Here is a 12,592-nt window from a genome sequence, read left to right as displayed (position 1 = left end):
CGTCAGCGCCCGATCGCGAACACGGCGGGCAGGCGTTCGTCGGTTGCGGTCTGCGGCTTGGCGCGCCAGGATTTCACGGTCTCGCTGCGCACGTGGGATGTCGCGAGGGTCAGGCCGCGCGCGACGGCAAGGCGGGTGTTCTGGTGCATCGTTTGAACCAGGGCCTGCAACAGGGCGGGGTTGCGGTAGGGCGTTTCGATGAACAGCTGCGTCTGGCCGGTCTTGAGGGCGATCGCCTCGAGTTCGCGGATGCGGGTCTGGCGCTCGCTCGCGTCCTGCGGCAGATAGCCGACGAAGGCGAAGTTCTGGCCGTTCAGGCCGCTGGCGGCCAGGGCCAGCAATAAAGATACGGGCCCGGTCAGCGGCACCACGGTGATCCCCAGGTCGTGCGCGGCGCGCGCCACCGAGGAGCCGGGGTCGGCCACCGCCGGCATGCCGGCTTCGCTCAGCAGGCCGATGTCGTGGCCCTCCAGCGCGGCGGCCAGCAGCGGCCTGGCGTCGAACTGGCCGGCGTGATCGCCTTTCTTGTGCACTTCGCGCGGCAATTCCTGGATGACCTGCGCTTGCAGCGGGGCGGCCAGCGGCGTGACCGCGTCGATGCGCTTGAGGTAGGCGCGGGCGGATTTCGCGTTCTCGCAGATCCAGTGCGTGATGCCGGCCGCCACCTGCAGGGTGCCGAGCGGCAGCGCGTCCTGCAGCGGAGCCTGGACGTCGCAGCCGAAATCGAGCGGCGCGGGAACGAGGTAGAGCTTGCCGTGGGTCACAGGAGTTCGACCCCCGCGGCACGCAGCATCTGGCAGGTGCGGATCAGCGGAAGGCCGACCAGCGCGGTCGGATCGTCGCTGTCGATGGCGTTCAGGAGGGCGATGCCGAGGCCTTCGCTCTTGGCGCTGCCGGCGCAGTCGTAGGGCTGCTCGGCCTGCAGGTAGCGCTCGATGGCGGCGTCGCTGAGTTCGCGGAACACGACGCGCACGGGCGCCAGGTCGCGCTGGACGAAGCCCGTCGCATGGCAGACGACGGCGACGGCGGTCTGGAAGATCAGCGTCTGGCCACGCATCCGGCGCAATTGGGCGGTGGCGCGGGCGTGGTCGCCGGGCTTGCCGAGCGCTTCGCCCGCGAGGTCGGCCACCTGGTCGGAGCCGATGACCACCGCATCGGGAAAGCGGGCGGCGACGGCGTTGGCCTTTTCCAGCGCGAGGCGTTCGGCCAGCGTGCGGGGCGTTTCGCCGTCCAGTGCGGTCTCATCGACTTCCGGGGCGTGCACATCGAAGGGCAGGCGCAGGCGGTTCATCAGTTCGCGGCGGTAGCGCGAGGTCGAGGCGAGGATCACGGGGCGTTGCATGGGGACGATTGTGCGTGAGCCGCGCAAGAACCTTCTGGCGCGCTCCATGCCGGCGAGGCGGCCGGCGCGCTAGACTGGCGCGGATGAAGAGAGAATTTGCCCCCGAACGGCTCGACGTGGCCGGCTTTGCCGCCGCAGCCGCCACCCTGAATGCCGCCGACCCCGTCCCGAACTACGCGCGCCTTGTCGCCGAACTGGCGGATCCGGCCGCCGATGCGGTCGTCAACTGGGAAGCCACCGGCGAGGAGCGCCCGGGCGCCGACGGCAAGGCCGAGCCCTGGCTGCACCTGGAAGCCGAGGCGATCGTTCCGCTGACCTGCCAGCGCTGCCTGGCGCCCGTCGACACGGAGCTTGTGGTGGACCGCTGGTTCCGTTTCGTCGCCGACGAGGCCACGGCGGAGTCCGAAGACGAGGAATCCGACGAGGATCTCCTGGTCATCAGCCGGGATTTCGACCTGCACACCCTGATCGAGGACGAGCTGTTGATGGAAATTCCCGTCATGCCCGTCCACGATGTTTGCCCCGAGCCGGTTCGCCTGTCGTCCAGCGACGATGATTTCCAGGCGGCCGAGGAAGCCAAGCCGAACCCGTTCGCGGTGCTCGGAGCGTTGCGTTCGCGCAAGCCGAAAGAGGGCAAGTAGCCCTTTCCCGGCGCCTAGGCTATAATCATGGGCTTCGCGCGCACCGCCGTGAGCAGCGATACAGACAAGGGCATTCCATACATGCCATTCACTTTTTTGTATCGCCACCGCTTGAGAGCGCATCCAGTCACTCACCTAACAGTCCAGGAGCCATCATGGCCGTCCAGCAAAACAAGAAGTCGCCTTCCAAGCGCGGCATGCACCGTTCACACAACGCACTGGTCGTGCCCGGCATCGCCGTGGAGCCGACCACTGGCGAAACGCACCTGCGCCACCACATCAGCCCGAACGGTTTCTACCGTGGCCGTCAGGTGCTCAAGAACAAGTCTGAAGCCTGATCTCGCATCCCAAGGCCAAGGCCCGAAGCTACTTTCCCTGTAGCGTCGGGCCTTTGTTTTGATGGCTACGTCTTTTTCTCCCGAATCTACCGCTGCGCCTTCCGCAATCACGCTCGCCGTGGATTGCATGGGAGGCGACCATGGGCCGCGCGTCACGCTTGCGGCCTGCCGCGCGTTTCTCGAGCGGCACAGCGAGGCCTCGTTGCTGCTGGTCGGTGCGCCGGCCGCACTGGCGGGGTTCGCCGCACATCCACGCGCCCGCATCGTTGCTGCCAGCGAAGTGGTGGGCATGGACGATCCCATTGAAATCGCGCTGCGCAAGAAGAAGGATTCTTCGATGCGCGTCGCGATCCAGCAGGTCAAGGATGGTGCTGCCCAGGCGGCCATCTCCGCTGGCAACACCGGCGCCTTGATGGCGATCGCGCGCTACCTGCTCAAGACACTCGACGGCATCGATCGTCCCGCGATCGCCCCGCAGCTCCCGAACGCGAAAGGTGGCGCGACCACCGTGCTTGATCTGGGTGCGAATGTCGATTGCGATGCGGAGGACCTGCTTCAGTTTGCCGTGCTGGGCTCAGCGCTGGTTTCTGCGTTGACCGGCAATGAGGCGCCGTCGGTCGGCTTGCTCAATATCGGTGAAGAAGCCATTAAGGGCAGCGAAACAATCAAAAAAGCAAGCCAACTGCTGCGTACGGCCGCCAACTCCAAAGATCTGAACTTCTACGGCAACGTCGAAGGCAATGACATTTTCAAGGGCACGACCGACATCGTCGTCTGTGACGGTTTCGTCGGAAATGTCGCGTTGAAGGCCAGCGAAGGCGTGGCCTCGATGATTGGCGAGTTCATTCGCGTCGAATTTTCGCGAAGCATTTTTACGAAGATCGCGGCAATTGTTGCTTACCCGGTTCTAAAAGCGTTCAAAAGCCGTCTGGATCACCGTCGGTACAACGGGGCCGCCTTATTGGGTCTTCGCGGCCTGGTTTTCAAGAGCCATGGCTCGGCCGACGAAGTGGCTTTCGGACATGCGCTGGATCGCGCTTATGATGCCGCTCGCAACAACCTGCTCGATCGCGTGCGGGCCCGCATCGCCCACGCCGCGCCTTTGCTCGCGCGGCAGGAACCGGCGGTGCCGGTCGACGCGACGGCCCTTCACGTTTGATGACCCCTTTTTCACGCATCACCGGCACCGGCAGCTATCTGCCCCCACGCCGCGTGACCAATGACGATCTCGCCAAGGAACTGGCGTCGCGCGGCATCGAAACCTCCGATCAATGGATCGTCGAGCGCACCGGCATCCACGCGCGTCACTTTGCCGCGCCGGATGTCGGCAGCAGCGATCTCGGTCTCGAGGCAGCGAAGCACGCACTCGAAGCGGCGGGCCGCAAGGCCAGCGACGTCGACCTGATCATCGTCGCGACCTCGACACCCGACATGGTGTTCCCGTCGTCGGCCGCCATTCTTCAGAACAAGCTGGGCATCGCCGGCTGCCCGGCGTTCGACGTCCAGGCGGTCTGCAGCGGCTTCGTCTACGCGCTGACCGTGGCCGACGCGATGATCCGCACCGGCAGCGCGCGCTGCGCACTGGTGATCGGCGCCGAAGTGTTCTCCCGCATCCTCGATTTCAACGATCGCACCACCTGCGTGCTGTTCGGCGACGGCGCGGGCGCCGTGGTGCTCGAGGCCAGCGACGAGCCCGGCATCCTGTCGAGCGACCTGCATGCGGACGGCAAGCACGTCGGCATCCTGTGCGTGCCGGGCCACGTGTCCGGCGGCAACGTGCTGGGCACGCCGCTGCTGCACATGGATGGCCAGGCCGTGTTCAAGCTGGCGGTCCGGGTGCTCGAAGAGGCGGCGCGCACGGCGCTGGCCAAGGCCGGAAAGACCGAGGCGGACATCGACTGGCTGATTCCGCACCAGGCCAACATCCGCATCATGGAAGGCACGGCCAGGAAGCTGAAACTGCCGCGCGAGAAGCTGATCGTCACGGTCAACGAGCACGGCAACACCTCGGCTGCGTCGATTCCGCTGGCGCTCGACGAAGCGGTGCGCTCCGGCAAGGTGAAAAAGGGCGAAACCCTCATGCTCGAAGGCGTGGGCGGTGGTTTCACCTGGGGCGCCGTGCTATTGAATCTGTAGCGTGTTGCGGTCCTTTTCGGGCTGCGATGCGATATGACGCATAGAACAATGAAATCCTTTGCTTTTGTTTTTCCGGGTCAGGGCTCGCAGGCGGTCGGCATGCTCGACGCCTGGGGTGACCATCCGGCCGTGGCCGAGACGCTGCGCGAAGCCTCTGATGCGCTGGGCGAAGACGTCGGCGCGCTGATCAAGAACGGCCCGAAGGAAGATCTGGCGCTCACCACCAACACGCAGCCCGTGATGCTGGTCGCCGGTGTCGCGGCCTGGCGCGCCTGGCTGTCCGAAGGCGGCGCAACGCCTTCCGTCGTGGCCGGTCATTCGCTGGGCGAGTATTCGGCGCTGGTGGCTTCCGGCGTGCTGACGCTGGCGCAAGCCGCGCCGCTGGTGCGTTTCCGTGCGCAGGCCATGCAGCAGGCCGTGCCTGTCGGTGTCGGCGCCATGGCTGCCGTGCTGGGCATGGAGTCCGGCAAGGTCGTGGCAGGCTGCGCGGAAGCGACGGCCTCCTTCGGCGCAGGCAGCGCAGAAATCGTCGAAGCCGTGAATTTCAACGATCCCGCGCAGACCGTGATCGCAGGGAGCAAGGCTGCGGTCGACAAGGCCTGCGAACTGCTGAAAGCAAATGGCGCCAAGCGCGCGCTGCTGCTGCCCGTTTCGGCGCCTTTCCATTCGAGCCTTATGAAGCCCGCCGCCGAGGCGCTGCGCGAAAAGCTCGCCACCCTCACGCTCGCCGCGCCGCAGATTCCGGTGCTGAACAACATCGACGTGGCCGTCGAGACCGACCCGGACCGCATCCGCGACGCCCTGGTGCGCCAGGCGGCCGGCCCGGTGCGCTGGGTCGAGAGCGTGCAGGCCTTGAAACTGCGCGGTGTAGCCGCCATCATCGAGTGCGGGCCCGGCAAGGTGCTGGCCGGCATGGTCAAGCGCATCGCCCCCGATCTCGAAGCCGCGTCGGTGTACGACCCGGCGACGCTTGCGGACACCCGACAATCGCTCGCCGGCTGAACGGCGCAGGGCCCCGATACTTTTTATATGAGCATTCCCAAATTCGAAGGGCAAGTCGCCCTGGTCACCGGCGCTTCGCGCGGCATCGGCGCAGCGATTGCGCTCGAGCTGGCGCAGCGCGGCCTGAAGGTCGTGGGCACCGGCACCACCGAAGACAGCGCGGCCAAGATCACTTCGGCCCTGAGTGCGTTCGATGGCCGTGGCCGTGCGCTCAATGTGAATGACGCTGGCGCCGTCGAGGCGCTGATCGACGAGATCGTCCAGGCCTACGGCGCGATCCACGTGCTGGTCAACAACGCCGGCATCACGCGCGACACGCTCGCCATGCGCATGAAGGACGACGACTGGGACGCGGTGCTCGACACCAACCTCAAGGCCGTGTTCCGCCTCTCGCGCGCGGTGATCCGCCCGATGATGAAGCAGCGCTACGGCCGCATCATCAGCATCACCAGCGTGGTGGGCGCCTCCGGCAACGCCGGCCAGGCCAACTACGCGGCCGCCAAGGCCGGCGTCGCGGGCATGACCCGCGCGCTGGCCCGCGAACTGGGCAGCCGCAACATCACCGTCAACTGCGTCGCGCCGGGCTTCATCGAAACCGACATGACAGCGAGCCTGCCCGAGGCGCAGCAACAAGCACTCCTGCAACAGATCCCGCTGGGTCACCTGGGCAAGCCGGCCGACATCGCGCATGCGGTGGCGTACCTGGCATCGCCCCAGGCGTCCTACGTGACCGGGCAGGAGTTGCATGTGAATGGCGGCATGCACATGTAGCCGCAAGGCGCAATCTTTCCCGTACCGGGGGTGAGGCAAATGCCACAATCCGCCCGGCTAAAATCCACCGATTACCTACAACCCTCAGAGGGAACCAAATGAGCGATATCGAAGCACGTGTCAAGAAAATCATCGCCGAGCAACTCGGCGTGGAAGAGTCTCAAGTGACGAACGAAAAGGCTTTCGTGGCCGACCTCGGCGCTGACTCGCTCGACACGGTCGAACTCGTGATGGCACTCGAAGACGAGTTCGGCATTGAGATCCCCGATGAAGATGCCGAGAAGATCACCACGGTGCAAAACGCCGTCGACTACGCCACCAAGAATCAAAAGGCCTGATTGGCCAGCTGACACTGCGATTGCGGCCGGCGGCTTTTTACTGAACCGCACGCGCCGACCAACAACTGTTCAGCGCTTCCAGAAAGGTTTGCCGGCATGACCAAACGCCGCGTCGTCGTGACCGGACTCGGTTGCATCGCTCCTGTCGGAAACACCGCAACCGAATCCTGGGCCAACCTGTTGGCCGGGAAGTCGGGCATTGCGAACATCACCGCGTTCGATGCAAGCGCCTTCGCCTGCAAGTTCGCCGGTGAGGTGAAGGGTTTCGACATCACCCAATACATCTCGGAGAAGGAAGCGCGTCACATGGACCGCTTCATTCATCTGGGGCTTGCCGCCGCCATCCAGGCGGTGCAGGACAGCGGACTGCCGACCGGCGAAGCGCTGTCCTATGAAGAGGCCGTGCGCATCGGCTGCAACATCGGCTCGGGCATCGGCGGTCTGCCGATGATCGAACAGACGCATGGCGAATACGCGAGCCGCGGCCCACGCCGCATTTCGCCGTTCTTCGTGCCGGCGTCGATCATCAACATGATCTCGGGTCACGTGTCGATCAAGTACGGCTTCAAGGGCCCGAACATCGCCGTCGTGACCGCCTGCACCACGGGCCTGCATGCCATCGGCACGTCGGCACGCATGATCGAGTACGGCGATGCCGACGTCATGATCGCGGGCGGTGCCGAGTCGACCATTTCCCCGCTCGGCATCGGCGGCTTCACCGCGCCTCGCGCGCTGAGCACACGCAACGACGATCCCGCCACGGCCTCGCGCCCGTGGGACAAGGACCGCGACGGCTTCGTGCTGGGCGAGGGCGCCGGCGTGCTGGTGCTCGAGGAGTACGAACACGCCAAGGCCCGCGGCGCCAAGATCTACGCGGAAGTCGCGGGCTTCGGCCTGACCGGCGACGCGTACCACATGACCGCGCCCGACGTGGACGGCCCCCGCCGCTCGATGTCGCTGGCGTTGGCCAATGCGGGCGTCAACGCCGACCAGGTGCAGTACCTGAACGCGCACGGCACCTCGACGCAGATCGGCGACCTGAACGAGACCAACGCGGTCAAGCTTGCCTTCGGCGATCACGCCAAGAAGCTTGTCGTGAATTCGACCAAGTCCATGACCGGCCACTTGCTGGGCGGCGCGGGCGGCATCGAATCGGTGTTCACGGTGCTGGCACTGCACGAGCAGAAGAGCCCGCCGACCATCAACATCTTCAACCAGGATCCGGAGTGCGATCTCGACTACTGCGCCAACGAGGCGCGCGATCTGAAGATCGATGTCGCGGTCAAGAACAACTTCGGCTTCGGCGGCACCAACGGCACGCTGGTGTTCAAGCGCGCTTGAGCATTGCTCTCCCATGCACAGCGCGCCGTCGGTGACCTATCCGGTGGGGCGCTCACGCGGCGCGACCCGGATTCTTGTCGTTCTCTGGACCCTGGGCGCCTGCTGCGCCGGCGCATCCTGCTATCTCTTCGATAGCGCTGGATGGCGCCAGCTGCTGCTGGTTCTCAGCGTCGTCTTCTCCGGCGTGGCTGCGGGCTTCGGCTTGCGGCGCGATGGCGCTGCCACGCTGCATTTCGACGGGCTTCACTGGTCCCTGACGGGGGCCGATCCGACCCGTGGCGTTCATGCGGCGCGGGCCACGGTCGCGCTCGATTTCCAGTCGCTGATGCTGGTCAGGCTCTCGGAGTCGGGCCGCGCCGCGCGCTGGATCTGGCTCGAGCAGCGGACCATGCCCGAGCGCTGGCGCGATGTTCGCCGGGCGGCCTATGCGCGTGCGCCGGCCGCCGAGCCCGCAGGCGATCCGTGGCGCGCGACGGCACCCGCCGACGCGCCCTGAAACCCCGTCGATGACAACTTCTCCCCCGCCTGTGCCGCCGGACTCCGGCCTGACCGATGTGTCGAGCGGTGCGTCGCCCGACGCGTCGGCCGAAGCGCCGCGCCCGGGCGAGGTCGATTTCCAGCTGGTCCAGCGCACGGTCGCGGGCGACCAGAAGGCCTTCGAGCTCCTGGTCATCAAGTACCAGCGCCGCATCGAACGCCTGATCGGCCGCATGGTGCGCGACGTCGACCTGGTCGAGGACATCGCCCAGGAAACCTTCATTCGCGCCTACCGCGCGCTGCATCAGTTCCGCGGCGAGGCGCAGTTCTACACCTGGCTTTACCGGATCGCGGTCAACACCGCCAAGAAGGCCCTGGTGGACATGAAGCGCGATCCGACCATCTCCGAAAGCGCGCTGCGGCCGTCTTCTGATGACGACGATGAAACTTACCGTCCCGGAAACGAACCAATCAGCGACGAAACCCCCGAATCGGTCATGGCGGCGAATGAAATCGCCAGCGCCGTCGAGGCAGCCATGGAAGCGCTCCCAGCCGAGCTGCGCCAGGCGGTCACGCTGCGCGAGATCGAGGGGATGAGTTACGAAGAGATTGCCGAGGTCATGGATTGCCCTATCGGCACGGTGCGCTCACGTATTTTCCGGGCGCGCGAAGCCATTTCGGCCAGGGTCAAACCGCTTCTGGACAACCAGTCCGGCAAGCGTTGGTAAGTAAGCAGGTGAATGAAATGAATCAGACGATGACGGTTCGGGAACAGGTGTCCGCACTTGCGGATGGTCATTTGCAGGGCGAGGCGTTCGCAGCGGCGATCGAAGCCGTCTGCACCGAGGGCGATTCGCGCGCAGCCTGGCACACCTACCATGTGGTGGGCGACGTGTTGCGTTCGGGCTCCCATTCGGCGTGCAGCGACAGCTCGGCGTTCCTCGCGCGTTTCCAGCAGCGGCTCGCCGCGGAGCCGGTGATCGCGATGCCCGCGCTGCAGCCGGTGGCCGCACCGGCCGCGGTCCAGGTCCAGCGCAGGGCCGATGCGGCCAACGAGCCGGTCTTCCGCTGGAAGCTGGTGGCAGGCGCCGCGTCGATGGTCGCCGTCGCCGCCATCAGCTGGACGCTGATCGGCAACGGCACGGCCAGCTCGCAGGCCGGCGCGCAGATCGCAGCCCAGCAACAGCCCGCGGTGAATTCGGTCCTGGCGGCAGCGGCCGTCAACAGCCAGCAACCGGCCAGCACCACCCTGACGCCCACGCGCGTGATGGTGGGCAACGGCAATCCGCAAGTCATGCTGCGCGATCCGCGCCTGGATCAATTGCTCGAAGCGCACCAGCAGGCTGGCGGCGCTTCGCAAATGCCTTCCGGTTTCCTGCGCAACGCCACCTTCGAGGGACCTACGCGCTGACCGCGCGTCCGTAACTGCCCGCAATGACCGTTCAGATGCCGATCTCCGCACGCGCGTTCGTGCTTGTGTTTGCAGCCTTCTGCTTCATGCAGGTTGCCACCGCACAAAACCGCGCCGGCCCGGCGATCGTCAAGGGTGCGGCTCCGGCGCAGACGGACGAGCCGCCGGCGATGAGCGTGGCCGACTGGCTGCAGCGCATGCACACCGGCGCGCGGCAACGCAACTACGTGGGCACCTTCGTGGTGTCGGCGCCGGGCGGCGACCTGTCGAGCGCGCGCATCTGGCATGTGCGCGACGGCGATCACCAGATCGAACGCATCGAGGCCCTCTCGGGGCCGCCGCGCTCGACCTTCCGGCGCAATCGCAATGTCATGACCTTCCTGCCCGAGGCAAAGGTCGTGAAGGTCGAGAAGCGCGAGAACCTCGATCTCTTTCCCAACCTGCCGGACAAGACCGATTCGTCGATCGGCGATTTCTACGACGTGCGCGCGATCGGCAAGGACCGCGTGGCCGGCTTCGACGCCGACGTGGTGCAGCTCGTGCCGCACGACGGCTTGCGCTTCGGCTACCGCATCTGGAGCGAGCGCCGCTCGGGCCTGGTGGTAAAGCTGCAGACCATCGACAGCGAAGCGCGGGTGGTGGAGCAGTCGGCTTTCTCCGAGCTGCAGCTCGACGCGCCGGTGAAGGCGCAGGCGCTTGCGCAGATGATGACCAACACCACGGGCTATCGCATCGAAAAGCTGGAGCTCGAGCGCACCACAGCGCAGGACGAAGGCTGGACGCTCAACGCGCCCGTGGCCGGCTTCAAGCCCCGAAGCTTCTTCCGCCGCCCGACAACCGGTGGCGACAAGGCCAAGCCGGATGCGACGACGGTCCAATGGACTTTCTCCGACGGCCTGGCCTCGGTGTCGCTTTTCATCGAACGCTACGACGCCGCGCGTGCGCCGCGCGACGGCGTGCTGACCATCGGCGCCACCAACGCGATCCGCCGGCGACTGCCCGAGCCCGCGAGCGACTGGTGGCTGACTGCGGTGGGCGAGGTGCCGCAGCAGACGCTCAACGCCTTTGCCCAGAGCCTCGCCCGCACACGCTGATTGCCCTTGGCGCGGATTGCGCTGAACCAAGCCGTTGACGCCGACTCATAGCCCTTGTTGTTTTCGCCGCTCTCTCTCCCTTCTTCTGAAAGAAAACCGATGATGTTCAAAGTCGAGGGACACAAGCTCCGTTCCTATCTCTTCGCATTCGGCCTGGCCTGCACGGCGGCCGTGGGTTTCCTGCCGGCCACCCCGGTCATTGCACAGACGCGCGGATTGCCCGATTTCGCCGATCTCGTGGAGCAGGTAGGCCCCGCGGTCGTCGGGATCCGCACCATCGAGAAAGTCTCCGCGCGCGGAGGCGGCAGTGGCGGCGGGGAAATGGACGAAGAGATGCAGGAATTCTTCCGCCGCTTCTTCGGGCAACCCGCACCGGGCAATCCGCGCCCGGGTCCGCGCCCGAACCGACCGCAGCAGCCCCAGGAAGAAGAGCGTCCGCGCGGCGTGGGCTCGGGCTTCATCCTGACGGCCGACGGCTACGTCATGACCAATGCCCACGTGATCGAGGATGCGTCTGAAATCATCGTCACGCTGACCGACAAGCGCGAATTCAAGGCCAAGCTGATCGGCGCGGACAAGCGCAGCGACGTCGCCGTCGTCAAGATCGAGGCAACGAGCCTGCCGGTGGTGAAGATCGGCGACATCTCGAAGCTGCGCGTCGGCGAATGGGTGATGGCCATCGGCTCGCCCTTCGGCCTGGAGAACACCGTGACCGCCGGCATCGTGAGCGCAAAGCAGCGCGACACCGGCGAGCTGGTGCCCCTGATCCAGACCGACGTTGCGATCAATCCGGGCAACTCGGGCGGTCCGCTCATCAACCTGCGCGGCGAAGTGGTCGGCATCAACAGCCAGATCTATTCGCGCTCGGGCGGCTACATGGGCATTTCGTTCTCGATCCCGATCGACGAAGCGATTCGCGTCAGCGACCAGCTGCGCGCGACCGGCCGCGTCTCGCGCGGGCTGATCGGCGTTGCCATCGGCTCGGTCTCCAAGGACGTGGCCGAGTCCATCGGCCTGGGCAAGGCGCGAGGCGCTCTTGTGAGCAGCGTGGTGCCGGGTTCGGCCGCCGACAAGGCCGGCGTGCGCGAGGGCGACATCGTCACCAAGTACGGCGACAAGGTCATCGATACGCCGAGCGATCTTTCGCGCTCGGTGGCCAGCACCAAGCCCGGAGTCAAGAGCACGCTGACCGTGTTCCGCAACGGCAGTTCGCGCGAACTCTCGATCACCGTTGCCGAGGGCGATCCGGAAGCCAAGCCGTCCAAACGCCAGCCTGAGCGCGAAGAGCCGCAACCCAAGCCTTCGGCTGCAGGCAAATCGCTCGGCCTGGCGGTCAGCGACCTGACCGATGCCCAGAAGAAGGAACTGAAGGTGCGCGGCGTGCGCATCGATGCAGCGAGCGATGCCGCTGCGAAGGCGGGCCTGCGCGAAGGGGACGTGATCCTGTCGATCGGCAACATCGAAGTCGCGAGCGTCAGGGAATTCGAGGCCGCGATCGCCAAGGCCGACAAGGGCAAGGCGCTCAGCGTGCTGTTCCGCCGTGGGGAATGGGCCCAGTACGCCTTGATCCGTCCCGCACGCTGAACTGGCGCCGCCGTCAAGTGGCCCCACCCGGCAGTCGGGTTTGGGGCCGTTTTTTTGAGGTGTTTACGACGTTCGGGCGCCGGGCTCTAAAAAAATCTGGGGCCGCAAAATCGCCTG

The 12,592-nt window shown here is 66.0% G+C and carries 15 protein-coding genes; 13 read left to right on the top strand and 2 right to left on the bottom strand.

Going from position 1 to position 12,592, the window contains the following annotated elements; all coding sequences use genetic code 11:
- Window positions 1–2: 2 nt before the first annotated feature.
- On the bottom strand, window positions 3–764 hold the full coding sequence (locus ACZYRS_RS25490) for an SAM-dependent methyltransferase (protein WP_463421457.1): 762 nt from the start codon (window positions 762–764) through the stop codon (window positions 3–5).
- A complete protein-coding gene (locus ACZYRS_RS25485; protein ID WP_463421456.1) occupies window positions 761–1,342 on the bottom strand; it encodes a Maf family protein in 582 nt (193 codons plus the stop codon). Before ACZYRS_RS25485 ends, ACZYRS_RS25490 begins: the two co-directional genes overlap by 4 nt.
- Window positions 1,343–1,425: 83 nt before the next feature.
- Between ACZYRS_RS25485 and ACZYRS_RS25480 the strand changes: the two genes are divergently transcribed.
- The 13 genes from ACZYRS_RS25480 (at window position 1,426) to ACZYRS_RS25420 (ending at window position 12,475) form a co-directional block, all read left to right on the top strand.
- Window positions 1,426–1,983 carry a YceD family protein gene (locus tag ACZYRS_RS25480; protein WP_463421455.1) on the top strand — a complete coding sequence of 186 codons (558 nt, stop codon included), beginning with the start codon at window positions 1,426–1,428 and terminating at the stop codon, window positions 1,981–1,983.
- Window positions 1,984–2,138: 155 nt separating this feature from the next.
- Complete coding sequence (rpmF, locus tag ACZYRS_RS25475) at window positions 2,139–2,321, top strand: 50S ribosomal protein L32 (RefSeq protein ID WP_007830466.1); 183 nt, start codon at window positions 2,139–2,141, stop codon at window positions 2,319–2,321.
- 61 nt (window positions 2,322–2,382) lie between these two features.
- Window positions 2,383–3,480, top strand: coding sequence for a phosphate acyltransferase PlsX (gene plsX / locus ACZYRS_RS25470; RefSeq protein WP_198785690.1), 1,098 nt, complete (start codon window positions 2,383–2,385; stop codon window positions 3,478–3,480).
- Window positions 3,480–4,457, top strand: coding sequence for a beta-ketoacyl-ACP synthase III (locus tag ACZYRS_RS25465; protein WP_198785689.1), 978 nt, complete (start codon window positions 3,480–3,482; stop codon window positions 4,455–4,457). The genes plsX and ACZYRS_RS25465 overlap by 1 nt, the downstream gene beginning before the upstream one ends.
- A gap of 48 nt (window positions 4,458–4,505) precedes the next feature.
- Window positions 4,506–5,459, top strand: a complete 954-nt coding sequence (fabD, locus tag ACZYRS_RS25460; RefSeq protein WP_463421454.1) for an ACP S-malonyltransferase — start codon at window positions 4,506–4,508, stop codon at window positions 5,457–5,459.
- Window positions 5,460–5,486: 27 nt separating this feature from the next.
- Complete coding sequence (gene fabG / locus ACZYRS_RS25455) at window positions 5,487–6,230, top strand: 3-oxoacyl-ACP reductase FabG (RefSeq protein WP_042578113.1); 744 nt, start codon at window positions 5,487–5,489, stop codon at window positions 6,228–6,230.
- Window positions 6,231–6,328: 98 nt separating this feature from the next.
- Complete coding sequence (acpP, locus tag ACZYRS_RS25450) at window positions 6,329–6,568, top strand: acyl carrier protein (protein WP_007830471.1); 240 nt, start codon at window positions 6,329–6,331, stop codon at window positions 6,566–6,568.
- A gap of 96 nt (window positions 6,569–6,664) precedes the next feature.
- The gene (gene fabF / locus ACZYRS_RS25445) at window positions 6,665–7,909 is read left to right on the top strand and encodes a beta-ketoacyl-ACP synthase II (RefSeq protein ID WP_198785686.1); all 1,245 of its coding nucleotides are present in this window, start codon (window positions 6,665–6,667) and stop codon (window positions 7,907–7,909) included.
- Window positions 7,910–7,922: 13 nt separating this feature from the next.
- Entirely contained in the window at window positions 7,923–8,405 is a 483-nt protein-coding gene (locus ACZYRS_RS25440; RefSeq protein ID WP_198785685.1) for a hypothetical protein, read from the top strand.
- A 10-nt stretch (window positions 8,406–8,415) separates the two neighbouring features.
- Window positions 8,416–9,114, top strand: coding sequence for an RNA polymerase sigma factor RpoE (rpoE, locus tag ACZYRS_RS25435; protein WP_198785684.1), 699 nt, complete (start codon window positions 8,416–8,418; stop codon window positions 9,112–9,114).
- Between the two features lie 17 nt (window positions 9,115–9,131).
- On the top strand, window positions 9,132–9,797 hold the full coding sequence (locus ACZYRS_RS25430) for a sigma-E factor negative regulatory protein (protein ID WP_463421453.1): 666 nt from the start codon (window positions 9,132–9,134) through the stop codon (window positions 9,795–9,797).
- A 23-nt stretch (window positions 9,798–9,820) separates the two neighbouring features.
- Window positions 9,821–10,891, top strand: a complete 1,071-nt coding sequence (locus ACZYRS_RS25425) for a MucB/RseB C-terminal domain-containing protein (protein WP_463421452.1) — start codon at window positions 9,821–9,823, stop codon at window positions 10,889–10,891.
- Window positions 10,892–10,990: 99 nt separating this feature from the next.
- Window positions 10,991–12,475: a DegQ family serine endoprotease gene (locus tag ACZYRS_RS25420; RefSeq protein ID WP_463421451.1), complete on the top strand. Its 1,485-nt coding sequence runs from the start codon at window positions 10,991–10,993 to the stop codon at window positions 12,473–12,475.
- Window positions 12,476–12,592 lie beyond the last annotated feature (117 nt).

The sequence above is a fragment of the Variovorax sp. AC194 genome, assembly GCF_979257995.1.
Note: the sequence above shows the minus strand (reverse complement) of the source record. Positions and strands in the feature narration are given on the sequence as shown.